Genomic DNA, 24,238 nt, shown 5'->3' with positions numbered 1-24,238 from the left:
TTCTTTAAAATAAATTTATGTAAGGTTATTTATAGCCTGTTTTACAGTGGCATATGATTTTAGTGTTGAAAAATCAATGCCGCTGTTAACAACGGTTGAAACGATTTCAGGACGCAGCCCGGTAATAACTACGTGTATCCCCATCAAGAGAAGTACCTTCCTTATTTGATCAAGAGATTCTGCTATTTCCATATTAATGGTTAATGCGCCGGAAAAATCAGCGATGACATGCTCAACCTCAAGCTCAGCAATTATGGCAACAACATTAGTTATTATATGCTCGATATGACTCGTATCCATGTAGCCGATCAAAGGAACAACCACAATACCATCTTTAATAGGCACAACAGGTGCTGACAATTTCAAGAGTTCCTTTTGTGTGTCTTCTTTGAATTGATCAGAAAGTAGTTTATAGGAATATATTGTTTCAGTTAAGCTGATATCCAACATTTTATTTATTCGTTTTAAAATATACGCATTTTCTTTTACAGATAAGTTAAGGTCAATACTAATCCCCGTTATTAGTTCATTAAAAATCTCCCTGGTAGGTGGGTAACGAACAACAATTTCTAAGATATCCCTTCCAGATGATGCTTGCATTTCTGAATTCTTTTTACTCCAGTCGATTAGCGCACTAGGAATAACATCCTTCGCTTCTTCGGTAAGTGATCCTCCCAAGTATCTTAAAAATTCAACATACATAATGCGTGCTTGTTCTTCCTCCTGGGCTGGGATATCTAATTTCATTCGATGGAGAACAGCTTCAACCACTTCAGTAGCTAGATGCTCTGCATTATCATCAATATATCTGGAAAATGTTGAGAAAGTAGTCATCTATAATTCCACCTTTGTACTTTTCATCCTTTGAAAAGTTTTAATGATATGTATAATTAGTTTGGAAAAACTATATCATTTCTGTTATTATCCCTAACATAATCTATTCAGTATATCTTGTAAACTAACCAATGGCCTATTTATACATAGAAATACAAAAGGGTGGTATCTTCGATGGACGAATACTCCAAATGGGGTCATCATCTCCCTCGATTTTCTCAATATAATAGGCTTTTATCAGACTTGGTTAAGATTCTTTCGGATGACTACCATAAACACGTACACGTTAGTTTACTTCAGGCCATTAAATAAGTTAGACTTATCAGCTTTAAGTTTAAAGCTAGATTCAACGTTAATCTCTCCCATATACTTACTGGTTCTTTCGCCAACTATATCGAACCAACTTTCTTGGATGCTACCAAATTCTCACGGTCAATTGATAAAATTTCCAGATAAAAACAGGCTGTCGAGGGTTTCTCGACAGCCTGTGACCATCACTATGATAGCCATTTAAAAATGCATGCAGTGTATTCCATTCAATAAAAAACAGAAAGGGCACTAATCTCTCAGTGCGGCCCAGAATCCTACTACTATGGCTGCAATGAGTACGAGGAAGGGAGCGACAAAGATCATAAATTCGTTCATGTGGTTATCTACTCCTTTAATAAGAATCTTTTTTGTTTCCCTTTACATAGTCTTTATCAAAGAGAAATAGTTTGAGTAACAGGTATAAGGAAGGTATGAGCAATGCAAATCCTGCGATAAATGCCACAATCAGTGAAATTGCCATAGCTTCATTAGTAAAGCTGTCATAGATTGTTAAGTGTGGGTACAGCAGATAAGGGTAATGTGATACGCCGTACCCATAAAATGCAAATGCAAATTGGCCAACCAGCAGGCCAAACGCCAAGCCATAATTCTTCCGTTTCCAGAACAGCCATACCGTACCAATAAATAATAAGAACGATAAACCGAACATCCACCATAGATCCATAATTCGGTTAAAGTGTTCTGTATTATGGAAGCTTAATTCATAAATGATACCTCCAGCGGTAATGATTGTTGGAAAAGCCCAGATCAGGGCATATTTTCTTAATAAATTCGTTGCTTCCACATCACCGGCTTTATTCGCATACCAGGTGAGAAAGACTGCTGAAATGTAGAGTACAGCAGCAATACTTAATACCACGATACTCCAGGTAAGAGGGCTGGTGAATAATGCCGCATAGTCCAGTACAGGATTACCATCTGCCATGAAGACAAATCCACCTTCCGAAATCGTCAGAACAATAGATAAGGAAGCAGGAAGAAGTAATCCTGAAAGACCATACATAAAGGCATATCCTTTATGTCCTCTTGTTCCGTAAGTTTCAAAGGCGTAATAGGACCCCCGAATCGCCAGTAATAGAATAGCTATACTGACCGGAACCAGAAGCGTTGTTCCATAATAAAATGCTGTTTTTGGAAAGAAGCCAACAATCCCGACAAAAAAGAATACAAGGAATACATTGGTAACCTCCCAGACTGGTGAAAGATAGCGTTGAATGATTGTTGTTAATATATGCTTTTTTCCAGTAAAAGAACTATAAGCATTAAAAAAACCAGCTCCGAAGTCAATGGATGCGACAATAACATAGCCAAAAAGAAATGTCCAAAGTACTGTAAGTCCCACTATTTCTAGCGTCATGTCTGGTCACCGCCTTCTTCGGAATTTTGCTCATCCAATTCTTTTTCGACCGGATTGTCCTTAAAAATTCGTCTGAGAATAACAACTGTTCCAATTCCTAGGACTAAATACAATCCAGCAAACAGAATAATCATCAAATCTACATGATTACTAGTTGTAGCACCCTCAGCGGTTGTCATCAGTCCACGTAATATCCATGGCTGACGCCCGATTTCGGTCATCCACCAGCCTGCTTCAATAGCCAGGATGGAAAGTGGACCACCCAATACGATAAGCCAGCGGAACCCTTTGGAATTCACAATAGACCATTTTCGTTTTATACCTACCCAGAACACGAATGATAATAGAATCATCCATACACCTATTGTCACCATCAGATCAAATAAATAGTGAATAAAAAGTGGTGGAATTTCTTCTTCAGGGTATTGATCAAGACCTATTACTTCTGCGGTTGGATCACCATGAGCCAATATACTGAGCGCAAATGGAATCTTAATCGCATATTTTGTTTCTTCTCCATCCAATATCCCATAAAGAACAAGGGGAGCTTTCTCTTCTGTTTCAAAGTGCCATTCAACTGCAGCTAGTTTTTCTGGTTGATACTCAGCTAGATATTTACCAGAGAAATCACCAATTACAGCTGATGCAATAGAAAATATAAGACCTATCTTCATTGTTAAAAAGAGGGCTTTCTTATGATACTCATGATTTGATCCTCTTAATAATTTGAAAGCTGCAATTGATGCAAGAACAAATGCAGAAGTCATAAATGCTGTTGCAACCACATGCGCAACTTTCGTGGGTGTAGCAGGGTTAAACATAGCTAATAAAGGATTAACGTTGACCAATTCACCGCCGATGACTTCAAATCCCTGTGGAGAATTCATAAATGCGTTAACAGTTGTTATAAATAGTGCTGATAATGCTGCACCAATGGCAACGGGGATCAGAAGCATTAAATGTTTCCGCTGATCTTCAAATCGATCCCATGTATATAAATATATTCCTAAAAATATGGCTTCAAAGAAAAAAGCAAAAACTTCCAAAAATAGAGGTAACGCAATTACATTTCCGGCAACCTCCATAAAGTTAGGCCATAATAAAGAAAGTTGAAGTCCAATCGCGGTCCCTGTTACTACTCCGACAGCTACCGTTATGACAAAACCACGTGCCCAACGTCTGGCGAGTAAGATATAGTGTTCATCATTCTTTTTGATTCCCACCCATTGAGCAATCATAATCATAAGTGGAACACCTACCCCAATGGTAGCGTATATAATATGAAAGGATAGGGTAAGCAGTGTGAGTATTCTACTACTGAACACCGGATCATCAAATAGCAAGTTGGATTCTCCTCCTTTAGCTCTCTAATTTAATAAGTTGTGTATTAATGAGCATGTATAGATGTAAATAAAAAAGAGCAAAAATGTGATTACAGCACATGTACGCTCTAATACATTATACCCTTATAAATAATTTTTGAACGTCAATTTTATGAGAGTTTAATGACTTTGACGTGAAGAAATAGTGAACGAAGTTAGAATATTACCAAACATGAGCATCATCTCTTCCTGCTAAAGCTACTTGCACGTAAGAAGTACAAAGTAAAGCAGGAATAATTGTCCATATTTCGCAATAAGATGCAGTATCAAGTAAAACTTGGAGGGGTCGTATGGGAAATTATGAATCTACGATAACAAAGGAAATGCTGACATCTTATTACAAGCTTACTAAGAGAAAGAAGGAAATTGATCAGGAGTTAAATCAATTAAAGAAAAAATTAAACAACTACTTTGATGACCAGGTGGGAGTTAACAACAAAGGTGAATTCGAAAAAGCCGGATATAAGCTGCAAAGACAAATTCGAAAAACAGAAAAATTTAATGATGATATTGCAGTTCCCAGGCTGGAAGAGATGAACATGACGGAGCTTATTAAAGTGATAAAAAGGACGGATGATTCAAAGATTAAGTCGGCAATTAATTTAGGATTATTAGCAGAGGATGACTTGGATGATTGCAAAGTTATAAGTTATACTGCAGCAATCACGGTTAAGTCTGTTACCTGAAAACGGATTATAATAAAATCAGGAACTTAGCCCAACTAAGTTCCTGATTTTTAATTGGAACTTCTTGTAATTCTGTTCTGAGCAGGAGTTGACTGTTTTGTCATGATCGCTGCACCTGCCTTCATTCAGCGATCGCTCCGCTTTATCCCGCGTTTGGCTTGGTTCATTCAGCGTTCGGACCAATTTATTCAGCGCTTGTTTAGCATAATCCCGCGTTTAACCCGGTTTATTCAGCGATCAAGCTTTTTGACGAAGTGTATTTTCGTAGCGGAGTTACGTGAATAACAAATTACGTCGCACTTTTATAGATTTTATGTCAAAACAAAGATATTTTAGAAGTCAGTCTCTTTATTTGATATTATCTATATAAATTATCCCCAAATTTCTCTTGCTATATCAACGACAAACTTAAGTTTGTCCCATTGCTGCTGCTCTGTTAATTTATTTCCATGATGAGTTGATGCAAATCCACATTGCGGACTTATACACAATTGGTCGAGTGGAACGTATTGCGTCGCATCCTTAATGCGGGCCTTGATAGCGTCCTTGTCCTCCAATTCACCATATTTAGAAGTTATGACACCTAATACTACCTGTGCTCCGCCATTGGGGATATGCTCCAGTGGTTTGAAATCACCAGATCGTTCATCATCATATTCCAAGAAGAAGCCATCCACTTTTTCTTTTGCTAATAGAGTTGGCGCAATCTGTGCATAGCTTCCTTTAAATGCCCAGGTAGATTTGTAGTTTCCGCGACATAAGTGTGTCGTCACGGCTAAATCCACGGGTTTTTCTTCAAGAACACCGTTGATAACGCGGAGTGCTAAGTCTATTAATTGTTCTCTTGAATATTCCGCCTCATAAAGGGAAATATCCTCCGCGTTAAGCCCGGCAATATAGACATCATCAAATTGTAAATAACGTACACCTGCTTTATAAAATGCTTTTAATGCATCCTGGTAGGCCTTAATAATATCCTTTGCGTATTCTTCTAAGTCGGGATAGACATCTGGATTCCGTGTGCCTAGATGGAATAGTTGGTTGGGACTTGGAATCGTTTGTTTTGCGACAGCACGGTCATCAACGATTTCATTAAATTCAATGAAATCTCTAATGAATGGATGATCAGGATTAAAAGAAATCTTTCCTGTATTTCTGATATTATATCTTTCTGTTTCTTCTCCTTTAAAACTGTATCCTTGTTCTGGTACGTATCCTTCAAAGCCATTTAAATGCTCTAAAAAGTCCAGGTGCCACCATGAGCGTCTGAATTCACCATCGGTTACTAATTCCAAACCTACTTCAATTTGCTTGTCTACAATTCGTTTTATCTCTTCAGTTTCAACTGAACGTAACTGTTCTGGAGTAATTTCGCCATTTTTAAATTCTTTTCTCGCTGCGTGCAAATTATCCGGTCGTAGTAAACTCCCCACGTGGTCTGCTCTAAATGGTGCTTTTTCTAATGTTTTTGTCATTTTAAATCCTTCTTTCTCTTTTTTTTATGATAGCTTTGCGAATGATCTTAGTGGAAATCCAGGTGCTTTGTCGGCCCTTGGTGCAATTAATGTCAATATCTTATTTTTCTTTTGCTCATGACGCCAGTTCATACCGATTATGGTAAAGTGGATCCAGCGCAGACTTCCGGGTTATCCGGTGCTACCTCAGGAACAAAGGAATCAGCCTGCAAATAACCCTTTCGTTCTAAATTCAAATAAGTACCATTCACCTGCAATGACTGTTTCCTTTTAGAAGAACTTGACTTATCGCCAGAAATGGCGAAAGTCTAAGTGAATCTTATACTCTGGAGTGAATCTCCTGCGGACAAAGGAAGATCGACTAAGTACGCCGCTCCTGAGCGACTACGTCGACCCACCCTCGGATGCGCGGGCACAGTTCCGTACGTCCCTAACCAGGCGTAAGCGCCTTTGTTCATACCAATACAAAAAAACCTCTTCTTTAAATAAGAAGAGGTTTAGACCCATGGCTAATTTCTCTTCTTATCTTCAAGCATTACGCTTCTGGAATTGGCACAGTACTTAGATAAGTCTGTTGCCGAGGTATCGTAGGGCCAGTCCCTCCACCTCTCTGGATAAGAAAAATTTAACTATTTAATTAATGTTAAGTAACACCATACATCTCATTATTATAAATGTCAAGAATAATTTCAATATAAAAAAATGGTACTTTTTTGGAGGCAGACAAGTGACTGTCCTATAAAAATAGAATAGATAGTGCTAAAATAAATGTAATAGTAGAAAAGGATAATTTACAAAAAAAAACTGTGGCAAAGCGACCTCTTACATAAAAACGAATTATCCATTAATCAATTCGGTATAATATATAGAAAGACTATCAGCCATGGGAGCGTTCATTATGTACACTAACTCTGAGAAATTTCTTACTGCCTTTAACCGAATTGAAAAGATACTAAAAACATCGATGTATCAGGGGCCGGATATTGGATTTTCAAAAACAGTCAGGGCATTACGCGATTCTAATGCACTGATTAAACGCTACAGTGATGATTTATTGGAGTTTGCAGAACTTCGAAATGCTATTGTTCATAATAAAATAGATGTGACACATGCAATCGCAGAACCCCATAATTCCATTGTGGCCAGAATTGAAGAAATAGAAAGTGAGCTAACATTGCCAAAGAAAGTAACGCCTTTATTTTCCCGGAGTGTTTATGCTTTTCAGGAGTCAACCCTATTAGAAGATTTATTAGTTATTATAAATGAAAAAGGGCTTTCAAAGTTTCCAATTTACAATGATACAGAATTTTTGGGTTTACTGACGCAAAAGGGTATTGCGAATTGGCTTGCGGTAGCTGATGAACCAACTGCTCCTTCAGTAAAGACGACCCTTGTTAAAGAAGTGCTGCGATATGAGGATAGTGACAATGCTCAATTTATCAGCAGTGACACGCTTGTTTATGAAGCGGTGGGATTTTTCAAAGAACAAATAAGCCAGGGAAGACGTCTAGAGGCAATGCTAATCACGAAGAATGGTAAGTCATCAGAAAAGTTATTTGGTATAATAACCGCTTGGGATATTTTAGAAATTCCCTGACTAACCAAATTTTAAAAAAGGGGACACAATGAATGAATTTTGTATCCATAGATTTTGAAACTGCTAACGAAAAACGTTTTAGTCCATGTGCTATAGGTATTGTAGTAGCTGATGAACATAAAATTATTGATGAATATTACAGCTTAATTAACCCGATGATGGACTTCAGTTCCTTTAATACTCAAATTCACGGGATAACTGAGCGAGATATTATTGATGCACCGACATTTGCCGAGCTTTGGCCAACTCTTAATAACTATCTGTATAAAAATCTGGTCATTGCACATAATGCCAGTTTTGATATGAGTGTAATCAGACACACCCTTGATCATTTTAATCTGCCTTATCCAGATATGGATTATCTCTGCACAGCAAACATATCTAAGAGGGTGTGGCCCGAACTGCATAATCATAAGCTCAACACGCTGGCGGCCCACCATGGTATCACTTTTGAGCATCATCATGCTTTGGAAGATGCACGGGTTGCGGCCAAGGTCCTTTTGCAGGCCATTACAGAATACAAAGTGGACTCGATGGATATGTTTTTGGAAAAATGCAGTATGGTTAAAGGAAGAATTTATGAACGAGGCTACTATCCACCAAAAGCGAAACGCAGTAAAAAAAGTCGCAGGTTGCTTCTTTAGAATAAGAGGAGAATTATTTTGAAGAAAATGGCAATACTTGGCGGCGTGCTGGGAGTAGTACTATCTTTACTTGCCCAACTGTTCGCTTTAATAGATGATTCGTATACATTTGGTAATATAGGATTTCTTGGAATATTCAGTGGTGTTCTTGGAATAATTGCTGGATTTCAAATTAATAAGAATACAAGTTTTGCTTTGATTGGATTAGGGATAGCTATCCTTTTAGGAACCATAGCACTGTCCTTTTTATATTTTATTCCTACAGTCCTTATGGCAATCCCTTTTGTTTACACCTTTAACAATGAAAAGTAATTTCAATTTTAAAGAATGGAGGAAACATATACATGAATAGTAAACGTTGGTTCGCGCTTATCGCGGCAATTGTCCTGGTGGTTGTGTCCTTAGGTTTTCGAATGGTAACAAGTGTAGCTACTGCTGATTTTGAGAATATCTTTAACCTTCAAGGAGAAAAAGAGTTTGAAGAAAAGGTCATTGAAGATGGAACAGGAAATAATAAAATAGCTGTTGTTCATCTTGATGGTATTATTCAGGATGCCGCAGTGAATCCGTTGGTAAATGCAAATACCTATAATCATAAGCGATTTTTGGAAGTCCTTGACGAAGCCGGGAAGGATAAGCATGTAGATGGCATCGTTGTACGTGTAAACACCCCAGGCGGTGGAGTCGTTGAGAGTGCCGAAATCCACGATAAAATTGTGACGATTCAGGAAGAATACGAAAAACCTGTATATGTTTCCATGGGTAACACCGCAGCATCTGGAGGCTATTACATTGCAGCACCTGCAGAAAAAATTGTAGCGCATTCCGCTACATTAACTGGGTCAATTGGTGTTATTATGGAGAGTTTTAATTTTGCTGAGTTTGCAGATGAGCATGGGATTGCTTTTAATACGATTAAAAGTGGCGAATATAAAGATATCATGTCTTCTTCCAGACAGATGACAGATGAGGAAAGAGAAATCCTGCAAACGATGATAGACGATTTATATGGAGATTTCGTTGATGTGATTGTTGATGGTCGTGGGATGTCTGAAGCGACTGTTAGGGAGCTTGGAGATGGCCGGGTCTATACAGGTGCCCAAGCATATGAGAACGAATTAATCGATGAGTTAGGCTCGATGGACGATACAATTGCACTGATGAAAGCAGATTATGGATTGGAAAACGCTCAAGTTATAGAGTACGAAAAGAGCTTTGGTTTTAGTCAATTCTTAGGAGGATCACTTCAAGGGTTGTTCAACACTGAATCTGATTTAGTCGGGATAAAGGATTTATTACGGGAAAACAACGCACCACGAGCAATGTATTTATATTCCAGATAAGGGGGTGCCGTCATGAATGAAGAACAAGAGGACCATATACTATCTACTGAGAGAACAATCATACCAAGAAGATATGCTGGATTCTGGATGCGCTTTTGGGCTTATTCAGCTGATTTACTGATCATTTACAGCATTAACGGCATCCTGCTTAGTCCGTTAAAGTTTATAAATAATGCAGAAATTGGCTTTTGGACAGTAACAGGAATAGTTAGTGTGCTGACCTTCTATGTATACTTCCTGCTGATGACGAAATTCTTTGGTCAGACCGTGGGTAAGATGATTTTCGGCTTGAGAGTTATTCGGGAAGATGCAGCTGCTTTAAAATGGAGCGATTTATTCTTTCGCGAGGTGATAGGAAGAATATTGCATCGTGTATTCTTTTTTGCTTTTCTTCTTTATGTGGTTGTGGCTTTTAGTCCAGAGAAAAAGGGTGTACATGACCGGATTGGAAATACAAGAGTTGTATATGACGAGTAAGAAAATAACAATTAAGGCGCTCACTCCGGTGAGCGCCTTTCTAACCAGAAAAGAGTACAAGGAAAGCTACATCAGCGTTACATCGCACGACGGATGTGTTTTCGAGAAGGCTTGGCGCGAGCCCAGCGGCAAAAAGGACACTGTGAAAGCTAGATGTTGCAGTATATACACTATGTGAAAATGGCGTTTCTAATTTAATTGTCTATCAAGGATGAAGAAATGTTATATTTATACTATATGGAATAAATATGTTGGACAATATAACACTAAAGGATGAGAGAAGAATCGCTAATCATGAATTAATATCAGAATATATATATACGTACAGATATCCTGAGGAGGAGCATTCCTTATGTCAATTGGAAATGCGCGCTTTCTTTAACACTGATACGGATTCGAATTTTATTAAAAGTAAAGTTAAAGTAGATCCCAGCAGAAGCCCCTTTATGAAAGATAGAATTGAAGTGATGTATGAAGGGAATAGTTTATCTGAAATAATGGAACAAGTAACCAAGTTACGGTTAGGTGAATCTACCTTCAGCGTGTCCTTTATTAACTTTAAAGAAATGGGTAACTCAAAAAAGATAAGCTATAAAGAACGAAATCAAATTGAACGGGATCTTGGTTGGAAAATAGATGCTGATTTCGATTTACACCATCCGGATTATGCATTTGGATTGATTAGGCTAAATGATTACTGGTATTTTGGGGAGCATGTAGAAAGCGAGCCTGTTTGGCTCCATCACGTGAAAAAGCCGCATAGCTATTCCACAGCTTTAGGTACGCGATTGGCCAGATCATTATGTAATATAGCTGTTCCTGATCCTGAAGGAATTTCAGTGATAGATCCATGCTGTGGAATTGGAAATGTACTCGTTGAAGCATTATCGATGCAAATTAATATCAGTGGTCGTGACATTAATCCATTAGTAACAAAAGGATCCAGGAAGAATATTGCACACTTTGGCTATGAATGTGATGTAACTACCGGTCCGATAGAAACTTCTCCAGAGGGCTATGATGTTGCGATTATCGATTTACCTTATAACCTATATACACACATTACGCAAGAAGAACAGTTATCCATTCTAAAACATGCCAATCGTATAGCAGATAAAGTGGTTGTTGTAACGGTTGACACGATAGATCACATGGTGGAAGAGGCCGGTTTTCAAGTTAAAGACCGCTGTATAGCAAGAAAAGCGAGATTTTCTCGGCAGGTACTCGTTTGTGAGTAAGTAAAACTGATACTAAAGAAGGAGCGCCTAAATTGAGTGAAGTAAATTTTAAAGACTATAACTTAAGTGAAGAGATTGTAAGGGCATTGGATAACCTTGGTTATAAACAGCCTACAGAGGTTCAAAGGGAAGTTATACCACACGCGCTGAAAGGGATGGATCTAACAGTTAAATCTCGAACAGGAAGCGGGAAAACGGTGGCATTTGGTCTGCCAATTTGTGAGAAAATTGATTGGGAAGAAAACAAACCTCAAGCACTGGTTCTCACACCGACTCGTGAGTTAGCTGACCAAGTAAAAGATGACATTATGAACATCGGCCGTTTTAAGCGGATTAAAGCCACAGCTGTATATGGTAAGCACCCTTTTGCTAAGCAAAAAGCTGAATTAAAACAAAAGAGTCATGTTGTAGTAGGTACACCTGGCCGTGTTCTGGATCATCTGGAAAGTGAAACGTTAGATCTGGGAGAGCTTCGTTACCTCGTAATTGACGAAGCGGATGAAATGCTTAATATGGGATTTATAAAACAAGTAGAAGCAATTATAAATAAACTGCCTAAAGATAGAATAACCATGCTCTTTTCTGCTACGTTACCAGAAGACGTAGAAAAGTTAAGTCATCGCTACATGAAGGCACCGAGGAAAATTGAAATAAAATCATTAGAGGATGCTGATGTCCAAATAAATCATTCTCTATTTACGGTTAAAGAGGATCGGAAATTTAATTTGCTTAGAGATGTGACAATTCTAGAGAATCCCGATAGCTGTATCATTTTCTGCCGTACGAAAGATCGCGTCGATAATCTTATTGAACAATTAAATCGTTTTGACTATACATGTGATAAGATTCATGGTGGCATGATGCAGGAAGACCGTTTTGGGGTAATGAATGACTTTAAGAAGGGTGAATTTCGTTATTTAGTCGCTACAGATGTTGCTGCAAGAGGAATTGATATAGAAAATATTACGCTTGTAATTAACTATGATATTCCTTTAGAGAAGGAGGCGTATGTTCACCGCACAGGAAGAACAGGACGTGCAGGAAAGAAAGGAAAGGCCATTTCCTTTGTTACGCAATATGAAGAAAAATTCTTAACAGCAATTGAAGAATTTATTGGATTTAAAATTACTGAAAAAAGCGCTCCCTCAAAAACAGCAGTAAAAAAAGCGGAACCGGCTTTTGAACAGAAACTTCATTCCAAACCGGTAATTAAGAAAGATAAAAGTGAGCAGCTGAATAAAGAAATTATGAAGCTCTATTTTAACGGTGGAAAGAAAAAGAAGATCAGAGCAGTGGATTTTGTTGGGACTATTGCTAAGTTAAAAGGAGTTACAGCAGATGACATCGGTATAATTACGATAAAGGACAATGTTTCTTATGTTGATATTTTAAATGGGAAAGGACCGATAGTGATCGAAGCCATGAAGAATACGACGATTAAAGGGAAATTATTAAAGGTTGCACAAGCGAAAGAATAATGGTTAGAAGAATGAGTCAGAGTTGGATCTCTGACTCATTCTTTATATTAATAACGCATTTCCAAGGCTTTACGCGCATTTTCCATATCACCTTTTAATAACTTATCTAAGTTATATGCTGGGTAAAGTCCTTTTTCATACATGTAATAAAAAACCTTTCCATGAGTTCGAACAGCTTTTTGTAAATGGTTATTCAATGTTTCTCTTACAGCAGGTGTAGCAGATTCTGTAATTGCAATTGCGTAATTCCGAACAGAAGTTTTAGACAAAGCCAATAAATCACCTGCATAAAAAGCTGTATCTAAATTTCTTGTTTCATATTCGCTGTCTTCACGAGGCGCCATTGGATAAAATTTCAGCAGCTCTCGAATATTTTGTTCCAAGCCTTTAATTGTTTCTTCGTAAATACCTCGCAGTTTCGAGTCCTTTATTTCTCCGATTGCTTTCTTTAATTTCATTAAACCTACTGATTGAAAAGCTACTAGCTCGTGTATTTCCAATGTCTCATGCCATGCAAGATGTTTTTGTTGATTGGGTTCCATTGTATTCCTCCTAGGTAGTAGTCATTTTCACTATATTCATGGAATGCGAAATAGCTACTATTTAAATTCAATTTGGGCAGCGGTAAATCAATCTCACACTCTTTTGTTTAGAAACTCTATTATTGAAGGGAAAGTCTCAACACTTGAGAACAACATAAACACTGAAAACAGGCAATATAGTCTTGCTTAAATCAATTATCTGAATTAAACTAAAACAAAGAAATTTCAACAAGTGGCTCATCGTAAAAATCATTTGAGGAGTGTGGTGTTATGAACACAGAAACAAATGTACAGGGTGATCTTAATAAAATGTTGGAACGTGCGCGTCGTAATACACTTGGTGATCTATTGGCACGGACACGTGATCGAATGCCTGAGAAATTTGCATTCGCTTTTGAGGAACAGCGTCTTAATTATGCAGAGCTTGATGATCTGGTTAATCAGACAGCACGTGCCTTCTTGCAAAATGGAATGAAAAAAGGCGATATGATTACAGTTATGTCCAAAAACAGTCTGGATTTTGTAGTGGTTAATTTTGCCTTGGCGCGTATTGGTGCAGTAATGATACCAATCAACTATATGCTGTCAGAAGAAGATGTCAACTATATTTTGGAACATGCTGAGGTCAATGGATTTATTGCTTCCGAAGAGTATGCACCTGTTTTGGATAAATCAGCAGGCAGAATGGAAATAAAACACCGCTATCTAATGGATGTTCTAGGGACATTCGAGGGGAGTCTGGCAGCCTGGACAACACTGTCAAATGCCAGGGAAGGACAGTCCACGGATTTCGTTGATGCCCAAATTATGGATGATGATCTTGCGCATGTACTGTATACAAGTGGCACAGAATCAAGACCAAAGGGAGTTATGCTTTCACACAAAAGTATTATTAGCGAGTATGTAAGTTGTATTGTTGATGGGAAAATGGCTGACAATGATGTAGCGATTCATGCTTTACCGCTTTATCACAGCGCGCAGCTGCATGTGTTTCTCGGGCCAAGTGTGTATATTGGATCGAGTGGAATAATTCTGGGTGCTGCCAGTCCGGAGATTATTTTAAAAACCATAGAAGAAGAGGGGGCAACACAACTATTCTGTCCTCCAACTGTCTGGATCGCTTTATTAAGGCATCCTGATTTTGATAAGCGTAATTTATCGACATTGGAAAAGTGCTATTATGGTGCAGCAATTATGCCTAGGGAGATTTTAAAAGAACTAGCTGAACGTTTACCGAATGCTAAGTTCTGGAATTTTTATGGGCAAACTGAAGTTGCGCCGCTTGCAACGGCACTTCAGCCGGAAGACCAATTACGAAAACTTGGGTCTGCAGGTGTTGCAACATTACATGTTCAAACGAAAGTTGTTGATGAGGAAGATAATGAATTACCGCGTGGGGAGACTGGTGAAATTGTGCACCGAACTCCACATGCAATGAAGGGATATCTGCATGATCCGGAGAAAACTGCGGAAGCGTTTCGTGGGGGATGGTTTCATAGTGGGGATCTCGGTGTGATGGATGAGGAAGGTTATATTACGATTGTGGACCGGAAGAAGGATATGATCAACACTGGCGGTGTAAACGTATCAAGCAGGGAAGTCGAGGAAACGATCTATCAGTTGGAGGGTGTCTCGGAAGTTGCCGTTATCAGTATCCCTGACCCGTATTGGATTGAAGCAGTTACTGCTATTATTGTTCCAAAAGAGGAAGCAACATTGACCAAAAAGGATGTCGAAGAATTCTGTAAGGTCCGTTTATCAAAGTTCAAGGTTCCAAAGTATGTAGAATTTACCGACGTTCTGCCAAAGAATCCGAGTGGAAAAGTCCTGAAGCGTTCCTTGCGTGATCAGTATGAAGAACTCAAAGATATTCAGTAGGAAAAATAGAGGATAGTAAGAGACCCCAGTGATAATTTACTGGGGTCTCTTACTGTTTGCAGGGACAAGGGAATTTATTTTTACAGAAATGAATCGCAGTTATACTCCCATACATAGGATTACTAATTTGACTCATCCTAATAGTAATTCAATCAGGACAAGGAGGAATTCCTTATGGAAATAGTTAAAGAATTTTTGATCTTATTTGGAAGAGTAATTACAATTCTACCATTACTTCTATTAGTTACTTTATTCATGGGAAAACGCTCTGTAGGAGAGCTTCCCATCTTTGACTTTATCATCTTTCTTGCACTTGGATCAGTAGTGGGGGCTGACCTCGCTGACCCGGATATAAGCCATATCCATACAGCTGTGGCTATTGTATTAATAGGCGCCTTGCAGAAGGTAGTAGCAATATGGAAGGTGAAAAACCGGAAGCTGGGTAAGGCGCTTACTTTTGAACCTACTGTAGTAATAAATGAGGGGAAGATTGTTGTTAAAAATTTGGAAAGAATAAATTATACAATTGATAATGTCTTGATGATGTTAAGGGAAAAAGAGGTTTTTGATACAAGTATTGTTAAGATGGCAATTATAGAAGCCAATGGAAATTTGTCCGTATTAAAAAAGCCATCTAAATCAACTGTCACAATGGAAGATATAAATATTGCTAATAAACAAGCTGATTTCGCCTATCCAGTTATTGTTGAAGGAGAAATCTATACCGATGTCCTGAAGGATCTGAAATTAGATAAAACGTGGTTAATTGGAGAACTAAAGAAGTTAAGTATTATAGATGCTGAGAAAGTATTCTTTGCAGCAGTAGATCTTAGTAACAAATTGCATGTTTCTTTAAAATCAGAAGATCTTAAAGGGCACCCGAGATTATACCATTAAGGTAACAGTAACGCTGGGAGTTGATGGAAATGCCTATGTTGGATGTAGGTGACAGCAGCCTATTTTACACAATTAAAGGAAAAGGGACCCCTATTATCTTTATTCATCCCCCTGTACTAACATCACTTAATTTTAAGTACCAAATAGAAGAATTATCACCATTCTTTAAAGTAGTTACTTTTGATATCAGAGGACATGGAAAAAGCCACCATTCTAAAGCGGTCGTAACCTATCCGCTGATTGCCAACGATATTATACAACTGATGGATCACCTGGAAATTAGTAAGGTGTACATATGTGGGTACTCATCAGGTGGTTCTATTGTGCTTGAATTTTTACAATCACATGCTGATCGGGCTCTGGGGGGTATTGTGATTGGTGGGATGTCTGAGTTAAGACAATGGTATTTAAGAGGACTGATTAAAATGGCAGCATCACTTGCAAGTATGGGAGCTGTTCCACTTCTGGCCTGGGCTGGTGCATTAAGTAATGCACCGACACGGGAGTTATTCAGAGATTTATTTAATGCATCAAAGAGAGGGCATAGTGATAATATAGAGCAATATTATCGTTATATCCTGGAGTATAATTGCACAGACCAATTGGGATCAATTAGTCATCCTATTTTGTTGATCTACGGTAAGAGGGATAAAGCATTTCATTATTATGCAAAACTAATGCACACTAAACTACCAAACAACGAGCTGGTTTTAATTCATGAGGTAATGCACCAGATACCTACAAAGGCTGCTGTTGCTGTGAATTTTCTAATAAAGGATTTTACTTTGATGGTTGATCAGTACCTTGAATAATACACTGATTAATAGATAGACTATCTAGTGGAGGTGCTTCCAGTGAGTAAAAAGAATAATAATTACAGCAAACGAAATGTCCATTCAAGCGTAAATCCTCAAGGGTTATCTGAGGACTCAGCAGACCAGCGACCAAAGTCACAACTGGAACAGCGGGCTAAGAAAAAGAATACGAAGATTTAAGAGGTGAGTGTCGTCGATCATACATTAGATTATTTACGTGAATCACTATCAAATTATATGGAAAATGAAATGTGCCAGGAGATTGTTAATAAAATGGAAGCTAAGAGATATGCGAATGAAGATCAATTTGTAAAAGATCTGGATGAGGAAGAAATGACTTATTTAAATGATGTACTGGAAAATGAATTGAATTATGCTAAAGGTGTGCAGCACGATAGCAGGGTAAAAGAACTAACCGAAGTGTATGAGTTATTATTTTAAGCTATAGGATAAATTTCCCATTGAAATTATTCTTTAGAAAGTATATTATATAACTACAAGCTGCAATGTACGTATTCAAACTAGTTTTAACCTCTAACAAATGACTAGGGAGTTTTACATCGAAACAATAATGTCGTGCCGCCAAAGCGTAGCGGAAGACAGGACGGTTTCTGCAAACACCCACTTGGAGAAGTGGTGGTTTAAAACTTTTTATATCAAATACGGCAATTGTGGCCTGTAACCTATACAAATAACCGAGACCAATTTCTTAAATGAAATTGGTCTTTTTTCATGATATTAGAAATTATACTAATATTAAATTCGGCTTAATAAAATTCTCCGTCAGCAAGAGCCACCCCCTGCCTCGACGGAAGGGATAGGGAAAACTACGTCAACAAAACATAGCATTAAGAAAATATGATCTTCTTTTTCAAGGATGTTGGTCAGTTCAGTGTTGATGGGAGAAGTAATTGCAGTCCCATGAAGTTGCAACCCACCTAGTCTTTTTCATTAACTAGTTAATGCCTTTGTACTATTCAAATACCCCTTTTAGAGAATAGTAAAATAAAGAGATCTTTGCGAAAATAATACTACAAACAATTTTTGTTTGGGTTCGGACTGGTTAGTGATTTACTCATTTGACTAGTCCGGGCTTTTTGAATTATCTTATTATTTTGCATATTACTCCGAAATTGTTTAAAATAAAGGAATGAATAAAGGGTAGGTGAGAAGCATGACCAAAAAACAACTTGCTCAAAAGAGAGAAACATATGCACGTGTTTATATGACTTTAGTTTCAGTTGTAGGCAGCATACTTGTGTTATATCATTTATTCCAATTACAGCTGCCTAAGGAACCAGTTATTTTACTTTTGTTTGTAACGTTTATTGCCATTACTGAATATTTCCCCATACCCGTCTGGAAAGGAAATACTACGCTAAATTTCCCCATCGTTTTCACATTATATTTATTGTATGGATTAAGCTATACCATCCTTGTTTACGCAGTTGTTGTTCTTGCCATTAATATAATTAGACGCCGCCCTTTACGTATTATTTTCTTTAATCCAGCAGCGTTAATTATAAGTTTTTTTAGTGCCGTCTTATTTACAGAATTGCTCACACCTGTAAGCTTTTTTAATTCTGAGATACTCAATAGTTTTTTGATATACGGGGGATTACTCATATCATTTCATGTAATTAATAATGCGATTATTGATGCTGTTCTTTGGTTACGCCCACAAGTATATTCCTTTCATGCATGGAAGCAGAAGACTTTTTCAGAAGGTAATAGTGCTTTTATTTCGTTACTATATGGATATATGCTGTATATACTTGGAAGTCAAAACCGTGGGGAAATTGACTTTTTCTCTTTTTTCTTTTTCTTCTCACCACTGGTAGGATTATCGCTACTTAGTGCTGTAATATCAAGGTTACGCAGAGAAAAAGCTAGGTTAAAGGCTTTATTTTCTATAACATCTGAATTAAACACAATGGTACCTGCAGAAGAATTCCTGGCCGATTTACAAACAAGTTTTCAAGATATTGTAGAAGTCGATGCAGAAGTATTATGGATCAAGGAGGGAAACGAGTGGACTATTCGTTATGCCGAAGGGAATGTAGATACGGAAAGAGGTTTATCTGATGAGGATCATTCAATTATAGAAACCATACTAAAACCAACTAAGTGTAATGATCGCAAAAGCGATATTGGAATAGCAAGGAATTGTTTTGATGCAGAGCTTAATTCTTTCGTTTATGCACCACTCAGCGTAGAAAGAGAGATTGTTGGCATGTTTATAGTAGCTAAAAGTAGAACTAAAAGCTTTGGGGAAGAAGATGTAAGCTCTATTGCCACCTTTGCTAACCAATTATCGATCGTATTAAAAACAAGAGCACTCATTCAGGAAAAGGAAAAAAGATTAATTTTGGAGGAAAGAAATCGAATAGCCAGAGATATTCATGATGGGATTGCGCAATCAATGGCTGGAGCTATTATGAGCTTGGAGACTGCAGAGAGAAAATATAGAAATAAACCGGAAGAAACTTTAGAAATTCTATCAACCAGTATTAAAAAATTACGAACAAGCTTAATAGAAGTTCGTGAATCGATCTACGCATTAAGACCCTACCCAACGGAGCGAATTGGTCTTGTCCCAGCAATGAAAAAGAAAATCAATAGCATAATTAATGAACTTTCAATAGATATTCGCTTGAAAATACGTGGTCAAGAAGAGACTTTGAGTTCCATGACAGAAAAGGTACTATTCGATGTTTTTCAAGAAAGTATTGCAAATAGTATTAAACATAGCAAATCTAATGAAATTGATGTGTTATTAAGTTATCAATCTGAACATATTCTGTTACGAACTAAGGATTACGGAATCGGATTCTCACTGTTTCAAGAAATGATCAAAGCAAAGGATACTTCACATTTTGGTATCTTGAACATGAATGAGTCTGTTGAAAAGATAAATGGATCACTGCAAATTGACAGTAAAGAAGGGAAAGGAACTGAAGTATCTATTATTATCCCCAAGATGGGGTTAGAAGGGGGAGAAACCTATGATAAGCGTTATGTTAGTCGATGACCATGCCGTATTGCGCGATGGACTGAAAAACATTTTAGAGCTTGAAGATGACATCAATGTAGTGGGTGAAGCTATTTCTGGTAAAGAGGCTCTTACCAAAGTAGAAGTGCTTTCACCAGATATCGTTCTAATGGATATTAATATGCCACACGGCAATGGAATAGAAGTTACGAAATTGTTAAAGCAAAAGCACCCAAGTATAAAGGTATGTATTTTAACGATGCATAGTCATGATGAATATTTAATGTCAGCTATAAGGGAAGGGGCAGAAGGATATTTATTAAAAGATGCACCTTCAGAGCAAGTTGTTGAAGCAATTCGAAATATAGCAAAAGGAGAATCGGTAATCCATCCTTCCATGACTAAAAAATTACTTTCCTATCATCAGCAAAAGCGTGGAGATACAACAGAAAATAAGAAGGAATTAAGTGAGCGGGAAAAAGAAGTTTTAATGTGCTTGCTAGAAGGATTAAGCAATAAAGAAATTGCTGAAAAGCTCTTTATAAGTGATAAAACGGTAAAAATACATGTAAGTAAAATATTTAAAAAATTTAATGTCAAGAGCAGGTCACAAGTTATTATTCATGCTGTACAAAATCATCTAATTCCACTGCCAAACATTCAACAGAATAATGAATAGATAGACGCAGGCCCAATTACTTACTACCTTTGTATGATATGTAAATAGTTCTTTTACATTCTTTTTTATATCCTTTGCTCGATAGGAAAAATAGCCTCTCTACTCCATAATAGAAATTGAAAGAAAATTCTATTAAAAAGTTAGGAGGAAATATTAGTGAAGAGAATGATTCAATATACCGCCATGTTTGGTGTGCTTGCTTTGATTTTATCTTTTGGTCTTACGAATGTTAATGCCACTTCTCAAGCGGCGACAATTGACCCACTATTAGAAGAAGCTATTGCAGAAGGAGAAAGTGAATTTCAGGTAATTATCTCCTTTCATGGAGAGGAAGAAGCTACAGCTACAAACTTAGATCTCCTAGAGCAACTGGGAATTACAAAAGGAATTACACTTGCCTCATTACCTATGGTTGCTACGTTAGTAACGGAAGACCAAATTGAAGCATTACAATCAGATGAATCTGTTCGTTCGGTGTATCTAAACAGTAAACTAGAGTATTTTAACGAAGATTCAACTGACATAACTGGTGTAAATGAAGTTCGAACAGATAATGACATGCGCGTACAAAATGGGGGCATGCCAGTTACTGGTGATGGAGTTGGTGTTGTTGTCAATGATAGTGGGGTTGATGGTTTACATCAGGATCATGCTTTTGGTGATCATCTTGTACAAAATGTAATGGCTAACGTTAATTTAAACAGCTTATCACCTGAATTATTGCCTATTACGTATGTAGAGGGTGTGCCAAACACAGACACAAATTCTGGGCACGGAACGCATGTAGCAGGTACAGTCGGAGGAACGGGCCAAATGTCAGGTGGCAAGTATGAAGGTGGCGCACCAGGTGCTGATTTAATCGGTTACGGTTCGGGAGCTGCACTGTTCATTTTAGATGCGATTGGTGGATTTGATTATGCCATTACACATCAATCTGAATATGGCATTCGTGTTATTACAAACTCATGGGGATCTTCTGGAGATTTTGATCCAGATAATCCAGTAAATATTGCAAGTAAAAGGGCATTTGATCGAGGTATAACCGTCGTATTCGCAGCCGGTAATTCTGGTCCAGGAGAAGATTCACATAATCCATATGCAAAAGCACCTTGGGTCATCTCTGTTGCTGCTGGTGAAAAAGATGGTACACTAGCAGATTTTTCATCACGTGGTACGGCTGGGGTTGGTGGCACGTTTGAAATAGATGGTGAATCATGGACCTGGAAAGATGAACCAGCGATTACAGCACCAGGAGTTGATATTATTTCAACGAAGACAGTTTCACCTTTAACAGCACTAGCTGCTGACAAGGATTTGGAGTTAATCGACATTGGACATTTGCCTTATTATACAACGATGAGTGGTACTTCCATGGCAACACCACATGTTGCAGGAATTATTGCTTTAATGCTTGAGGCAAATCCATTATTATCTCCATCCGAAGTAAAAGAATTATTACAGCAATCAGCAACAAACATGCCTGGCTATGAAACATGGGAAGTAGGGGCTGGATATGTTAATGCATACGCTGCAGTAGATGCAGCATTTGATGTAACGCAAGAGTATGGCAGCACGGTTAATATGTTCCAAACATTTAATAGTGAAGTGGAATCGAGTACAACAAGAGAAGAATTTGAAGTAGATTATAATCCACTAACTTTGGTTTCAATGAATCAATATTCCTTTGAGATTGAAGAAGGAATCGGAAGTGTTGTAGCAAAGGTGGATGGAAAGGGATTACTTGGTGAAACTGGTAACCCGATTAATTTGGTTTTAATTGCACCAGATGGCACGGAATATAGTTCAGGAATTAGTTTGTTATTCACCTTATATTGGGACCGGACTGTATCCGTAAATGCACCGATGGCAGGAACATGGACTGCTGAAATACGGGGGTTAAGAGGAGCTGAAGAAAATCCAATAGGAATTGGATTGCCTGAAACAATAGAGGGAACTTTAGCCTTCACCGAAGTAAGTGGTTTTACTGGATTGGATGATATTGATGGCCACCCAGCAGCAAGTGCTATTCAAATGGGGGTAAAAGAACGTTTATTTGATGGATTTAATAATAACAAATTTAAGCCGGACTCTGCTTTGAAACAAGGTGAACTGGCACAATACCTAGTAATGGGCGCAGGTATTCGTCAAACGCTGTCTACAGAAGAGAATGGATCACCTTTTGTAGCATCTGTTCTTCAACAAGGTGCAGCATTAAAAGATAAACAACATGTACAAAATGGCGTGATGCTGGCTGAGTCAGAAGCAACATTTAACCCACGAGACAATGTAACAAGAGCTGAACTAGCATATTCGCTCGTTCAAAGTCTTGGGTTACAAGATATGGCTCAGGAAGTTGAAGGAGATGTTACCGTACAATATGAAAATGAACGTGTTGCTATAGGTGATGCAGAAGAAATCCCAACAGAACTAAAAGGTTATGTACAATTAGCACTTGATCTTAATATCATTAATGCAAATTTTGATATAGAACAAGGCCGCTTTGATCTTAGACCAACCGTGACAGCTACATTTTCACCCAACCAAGAAGTGACACGTGGTGATTTTGCAGTTGCAATGACACGTTATTTCAATGCATTTTTTAACTAAAATAATATGTTTGAAAGACCAGCTGCTTAGGAATGATTGCTGGTCTTCTTGCTTTTCATCGGTATAACTAAAACTTAACCATTTTGATTTGAATAATGTATTTTACTTATCTTGTTTTGGCAGTTATCCTGAAATTAAGGAGGGATAAGTTATGACTTTTACATATGAAGTAATTGACCATGTGCAAATAGCAGCACCAGTAGGTGGAGAAGATAAGGCTCGTGAATACTATCATGAGAAGCTGGGATTTGAGGAAGTAGAAAAACCTGATTTATTGAAGAAAAATGGTGGCGTTTGGTTTCAAGCGGGTTCCGTCCATATACATATAGGTTTAGAAGATCCATTTACACCAGCTGAGAAAGCCCATCCAGCAATTCGTGTTAAAGATATTGGTGCTTTGAAAAGGCATCTAGACGAAGTTGGCGTTGAATATCTCGCTGACGATCGCTTACCGGGAGCAGATCGATTTTATGCAGCAGATCCATTTGGGAACCGAATAGAGTTTTTGGAGTGGATCAATGAATAATACTTGCAACTTCTACTTAAGTATCGCCGACTAACTATGTAGGAGGTGTAATAATGAAATTACTACCCTTATTTTTAAGTATATTTATTGCCCAACCGAGTATTAGCGGATTTTTAGCAACAGAATTCAGCAAAGAAAAGAATACAACAAGTGGACCAACAGTTGGAGAAGTTCTTATATCGTACAATGAGCCTGACATAATTCAGTTTAACGATCTAATTTACTACAACGTTTCAAACATTAAACACGTGAATGAGAGAGGCTATGAAAAGGGAAAGTTGGTTGGAGAGGTAATTAAGCAATCAGCGGTAAGTTCTGAATTCACAAATGGTGTTGCTGTTAAATTGCCTGTGGGTGCTAAGGTCTTCCAAACACAGGACAATGCGTATGGAATACTTATTGTGGAATCAGGTGGAAAAGATCTTATTTATAGAGCAGAGATAGAGGGATAGGAATACAAC

The 24,238-nt window shown here is 37.8% G+C and carries 24 protein-coding genes, 1 other RNA gene and 1 riboswitch; of the genes, 19 read left to right on the top strand and 6 right to left on the bottom strand.

Annotated elements, in window-relative coordinates; all coding sequences use genetic code 11:
- Nucleotides 1–15: 15 nt before the first annotated feature.
- From QGM71_RS09910 to QGM71_RS09900, 4 genes are all read right to left on the bottom strand, one after another.
- The gene (locus tag QGM71_RS09910) at nt 16–834 is read right to left on the bottom strand and encodes an STAS domain-containing protein (protein WP_327607379.1); all 819 of its coding nucleotides are present in this window, start codon (nt 832–834) and stop codon (nt 16–18) included.
- Between the two features lie 558 nt (nt 835–1,392).
- A complete protein-coding gene (gene cydS, locus QGM71_RS21830) occupies nt 1,393–1,479 on the bottom strand; it encodes a cytochrome bd oxidase small subunit CydS (RefSeq protein ID WP_407703015.1) in 87 nt (28 codons plus the stop codon).
- Between the two features lie 16 nt (nt 1,480–1,495).
- Complete coding sequence (locus QGM71_RS09905) at nt 1,496–2,521, bottom strand: cytochrome d ubiquinol oxidase subunit II (RefSeq protein WP_327607378.1); 1,026 nt, start codon at nt 2,519–2,521, stop codon at nt 1,496–1,498.
- Nucleotides 2,518–3,864, bottom strand: a complete 1,347-nt coding sequence (locus QGM71_RS09900) for a cytochrome ubiquinol oxidase subunit I (protein ID WP_327607377.1) — start codon at nt 3,862–3,864, stop codon at nt 2,518–2,520. Before QGM71_RS09900 ends, QGM71_RS09905 begins: the two co-directional genes overlap by 4 nt.
- 329 nt (nt 3,865–4,193) lie before the next feature.
- On the opposite strand from QGM71_RS09900, the gene QGM71_RS09895 reads away from it, so the two are divergent.
- Complete coding sequence (locus QGM71_RS09895; protein WP_327607376.1) at nt 4,194–4,589, top strand: hypothetical protein; 396 nt, start codon at nt 4,194–4,196, stop codon at nt 4,587–4,589.
- 371 nt (nt 4,590–4,960) lie between these two features.
- Here QGM71_RS09895 and QGM71_RS09890 read toward each other — a convergent pair whose 3' ends face one another.
- A complete protein-coding gene (locus QGM71_RS09890) occupies nt 4,961–6,064 on the bottom strand; it encodes a 5-methyltetrahydropteroyltriglutamate--homocysteine S-methyltransferase (RefSeq protein WP_327607375.1) in 1,104 nt (367 codons plus the stop codon).
- A 519-nt stretch (nt 6,065–6,583) separates the two neighbouring features.
- Nucleotides 6,584–6,685, bottom strand: a riboswitch (SAM riboswitch).
- A 277-nt stretch (nt 6,686–6,962) separates the two neighbouring features.
- On the opposite strand from QGM71_RS09890, the gene QGM71_RS09885 reads away from it, so the two are divergent.
- The 7 genes from QGM71_RS09885 to QGM71_RS09855 all read left to right on the top strand — a co-directional run bounded on the left by QGM71_RS09885 (nt 6,963) and on the right by QGM71_RS09855 (nt 12,841).
- Nucleotides 6,963–7,661 (top strand): CBS domain-containing protein, encoded by a 699-nt coding sequence (locus QGM71_RS09885; protein WP_327607374.1) that lies wholly within the window; start codon nt 6,963–6,965, stop codon nt 7,659–7,661.
- 32 nt (nt 7,662–7,693) lie between these two features.
- Nucleotides 7,694–8,305 (top strand): 3'-5' exonuclease, encoded by a 612-nt coding sequence (locus QGM71_RS09880; RefSeq protein ID WP_327607373.1) that lies wholly within the window; start codon nt 7,694–7,696, stop codon nt 8,303–8,305.
- Between the two features lie 27 nt (nt 8,306–8,332).
- Complete coding sequence (locus QGM71_RS09875) at nt 8,333–8,617, top strand: hypothetical protein (RefSeq protein WP_327607409.1); 285 nt, start codon at nt 8,333–8,335, stop codon at nt 8,615–8,617.
- 32 nt (nt 8,618–8,649) lie between these two features.
- Nucleotides 8,650–9,648: a signal peptide peptidase SppA gene (sppA, locus tag QGM71_RS09870; protein WP_327607372.1), complete on the top strand. Its 999-nt coding sequence runs from the start codon at nt 8,650–8,652 to the stop codon at nt 9,646–9,648.
- A gap of 12 nt (nt 9,649–9,660) precedes the next feature.
- Nucleotides 9,661–10,125 carry an RDD family protein gene (locus QGM71_RS09865; protein ID WP_327607371.1) on the top strand — a complete coding sequence of 155 codons (465 nt, stop codon included), beginning with the start codon at nt 9,661–9,663 and terminating at the stop codon, nt 10,123–10,125.
- Nucleotides 10,126–10,409: 284 nt separating this feature from the next.
- Nucleotides 10,410–11,363 carry a TRM11 family SAM-dependent methyltransferase gene (locus tag QGM71_RS09860; protein ID WP_327607408.1) on the top strand — a complete coding sequence of 318 codons (954 nt, stop codon included), beginning with the start codon at nt 10,410–10,412 and terminating at the stop codon, nt 11,361–11,363.
- 32 nt (nt 11,364–11,395) lie between these two features.
- Nucleotides 11,396–12,841, top strand: coding sequence for a DEAD/DEAH box helicase (locus tag QGM71_RS09855; RefSeq protein WP_327607370.1), 1,446 nt, complete (start codon nt 11,396–11,398; stop codon nt 12,839–12,841).
- Between the two features lie 47 nt (nt 12,842–12,888).
- On the opposite strand, the gene QGM71_RS09850 is transcribed toward QGM71_RS09855, so the two are convergent.
- Complete coding sequence (locus QGM71_RS09850) at nt 12,889–13,383, bottom strand: spore coat protein (RefSeq protein WP_327607369.1); 495 nt, start codon at nt 13,381–13,383, stop codon at nt 12,889–12,891.
- Between the two features lie 270 nt (nt 13,384–13,653).
- Between QGM71_RS09850 and QGM71_RS09845 the strand changes: the two genes are divergently transcribed.
- The 11 genes from QGM71_RS09845 (at nt 13,654) to QGM71_RS09795 (ending at nt 24,229) form a co-directional block, all read left to right on the top strand.
- Nucleotides 13,654–15,261, top strand: a complete 1,608-nt coding sequence (locus QGM71_RS09845) for an acyl-CoA synthetase (RefSeq protein WP_327607368.1) — start codon at nt 13,654–13,656, stop codon at nt 15,259–15,261.
- Nucleotides 15,262–15,435: 174 nt separating this feature from the next.
- A complete protein-coding gene (locus QGM71_RS09840; protein ID WP_327607367.1) occupies nt 15,436–16,158 on the top strand; it encodes a DUF421 domain-containing protein in 723 nt (240 codons plus the stop codon).
- 29 nt (nt 16,159–16,187) lie between these two features.
- Nucleotides 16,188–16,970 carry an alpha/beta fold hydrolase gene (locus QGM71_RS09835; protein WP_327607366.1) on the top strand — a complete coding sequence of 261 codons (783 nt, stop codon included), beginning with the start codon at nt 16,188–16,190 and terminating at the stop codon, nt 16,968–16,970.
- 42 nt (nt 16,971–17,012) lie between these two features.
- On the top strand, nt 17,013–17,153 hold the full coding sequence (gene sspL / locus QGM71_RS09830; protein ID WP_327607365.1) for a small, acid-soluble spore protein L: 141 nt from the start codon (nt 17,013–17,015) through the stop codon (nt 17,151–17,153).
- 3 nt (nt 17,154–17,156) lie between these two features.
- Nucleotides 17,157–17,414 (top strand): sporulation protein, encoded by a 258-nt coding sequence (locus QGM71_RS09825; protein ID WP_327607364.1) that lies wholly within the window; start codon nt 17,157–17,159, stop codon nt 17,412–17,414.
- A 54-nt stretch (nt 17,415–17,468) separates the two neighbouring features.
- Nucleotides 17,469–17,655, top strand: a non-coding RNA gene (gene ssrS / locus QGM71_RS09820) — 6S RNA.
- A 492-nt stretch (nt 17,656–18,147) separates the two neighbouring features.
- On the top strand, nt 18,148–20,004 hold the full coding sequence (locus QGM71_RS09815; RefSeq protein ID WP_327607363.1) for a GAF domain-containing sensor histidine kinase: 1,857 nt from the start codon (nt 18,148–18,150) through the stop codon (nt 20,002–20,004).
- Complete coding sequence (locus QGM71_RS09810; protein WP_327607362.1) at nt 19,979–20,644, top strand: response regulator transcription factor; 666 nt, start codon at nt 19,979–19,981, stop codon at nt 20,642–20,644. Before QGM71_RS09815 ends, QGM71_RS09810 begins: the two co-directional genes overlap by 26 nt.
- 165 nt (nt 20,645–20,809) lie before the next feature.
- Entirely contained in the window at nt 20,810–23,251 is a 2,442-nt protein-coding gene (locus QGM71_RS09805) for a S8 family serine peptidase (RefSeq protein ID WP_327607407.1), read from the top strand.
- 151 nt (nt 23,252–23,402) lie between these two features.
- Entirely contained in the window at nt 23,403–23,777 is a 375-nt protein-coding gene (locus QGM71_RS09800) for a VOC family protein (protein WP_327607361.1), read from the top strand.
- 53 nt (nt 23,778–23,830) lie between these two features.
- A complete protein-coding gene (locus QGM71_RS09795; protein WP_327607360.1) occupies nt 23,831–24,229 on the top strand; it encodes a hypothetical protein in 399 nt (132 codons plus the stop codon).
- Nucleotides 24,230–24,238: the final 9 nt, after the last annotated feature.

Origin of the sequence: Virgibacillus tibetensis (assembly GCF_036026595.1) — a bacterium.
GTDB classification, from domain to species: domain Bacteria; phylum Bacillota; class Bacilli; order Bacillales; family Amphibacillaceae; genus Virgibacillus_P; species Virgibacillus_P tibetensis.
This window is presented reverse-complemented; position numbering and strand designations above follow the sequence as displayed.

Excerpts from the sequence above, each read along its gene's own strand:
- QGM71_RS09835 (WP_327607366.1), top strand. The coding sequence starts at position 16,188 with ATGCCTATGTTGGATGTAGGTGACAGCAGCCTATTTTACACAATTAAA.
- QGM71_RS09865 (WP_327607371.1), top strand. The coding sequence starts at position 9,661 with ATGAATGAAGAACAAGAGGACCATATACTATCTACTGAGAGAACAATC.
- QGM71_RS09850 (WP_327607369.1), bottom strand. The coding sequence starts at position 13,383 with ATGGAACCCAATCAACAAAAACATCTTGCATGGCATGAGACATTGGAA.
- QGM71_RS09815 (WP_327607363.1), top strand. The coding sequence starts at position 18,148 with ATGACCAAAAAACAACTTGCTCAAAAGAGAGAAACATATGCACGTGTT.
- QGM71_RS09885 (WP_327607374.1), top strand. The coding sequence starts at position 6,963 with ATGTACACTAACTCTGAGAAATTTCTTACTGCCTTTAACCGAATTGAA.
- QGM71_RS09805 (WP_327607407.1), top strand. The coding sequence starts at position 20,810 with ATGATTCAATATACCGCCATGTTTGGTGTGCTTGCTTTGATTTTATCT.
- QGM71_RS09890 (WP_327607375.1), bottom strand. The coding sequence starts at position 6,064 with ATGACAAAAACATTAGAAAAAGCACCATTTAGAGCAGACCACGTGGGG.
- QGM71_RS09800 (WP_327607361.1), top strand. The coding sequence starts at position 23,403 with ATGACTTTTACATATGAAGTAATTGACCATGTGCAAATAGCAGCACCA.
- QGM71_RS09895 (WP_327607376.1), top strand. The coding sequence starts at position 4,194 with ATGGGAAATTATGAATCTACGATAACAAAGGAAATGCTGACATCTTAT.
- QGM71_RS09910 (WP_327607379.1), bottom strand. The coding sequence starts at position 834 with ATGACTACTTTCTCAACATTTTCCAGATATATTGATGATAATGCAGAG.
- QGM71_RS09810 (WP_327607362.1), top strand. The coding sequence starts at position 19,979 with ATGATAAGCGTTATGTTAGTCGATGACCATGCCGTATTGCGCGATGGA.
- cydS (WP_407703015.1), bottom strand. The coding sequence starts at position 1,479 with ATGAACGAATTTATGATCTTTGTCGCTCCCTTCCTCGTACTCATTGCA.
- QGM71_RS09795 (WP_327607360.1), top strand. The coding sequence starts at position 23,831 with ATGAAATTACTACCCTTATTTTTAAGTATATTTATTGCCCAACCGAGT.
- sppA (WP_327607372.1), top strand. The coding sequence starts at position 8,650 with ATGAATAGTAAACGTTGGTTCGCGCTTATCGCGGCAATTGTCCTGGTG.
- QGM71_RS09880 (WP_327607373.1), top strand. The coding sequence starts at position 7,694 with ATGAATTTTGTATCCATAGATTTTGAAACTGCTAACGAAAAACGTTTT.
- QGM71_RS09905 (WP_327607378.1), bottom strand. The coding sequence starts at position 2,521 with ATGACGCTAGAAATAGTGGGACTTACAGTACTTTGGACATTTCTTTTT.
- QGM71_RS09840 (WP_327607367.1), top strand. The coding sequence starts at position 15,436 with ATGGAAATAGTTAAAGAATTTTTGATCTTATTTGGAAGAGTAATTACA.
- QGM71_RS09875 (WP_327607409.1), top strand. The coding sequence starts at position 8,333 with ATGGCAATACTTGGCGGCGTGCTGGGAGTAGTACTATCTTTACTTGCC.
- QGM71_RS09845 (WP_327607368.1), top strand. The coding sequence starts at position 13,654 with ATGAACACAGAAACAAATGTACAGGGTGATCTTAATAAAATGTTGGAA.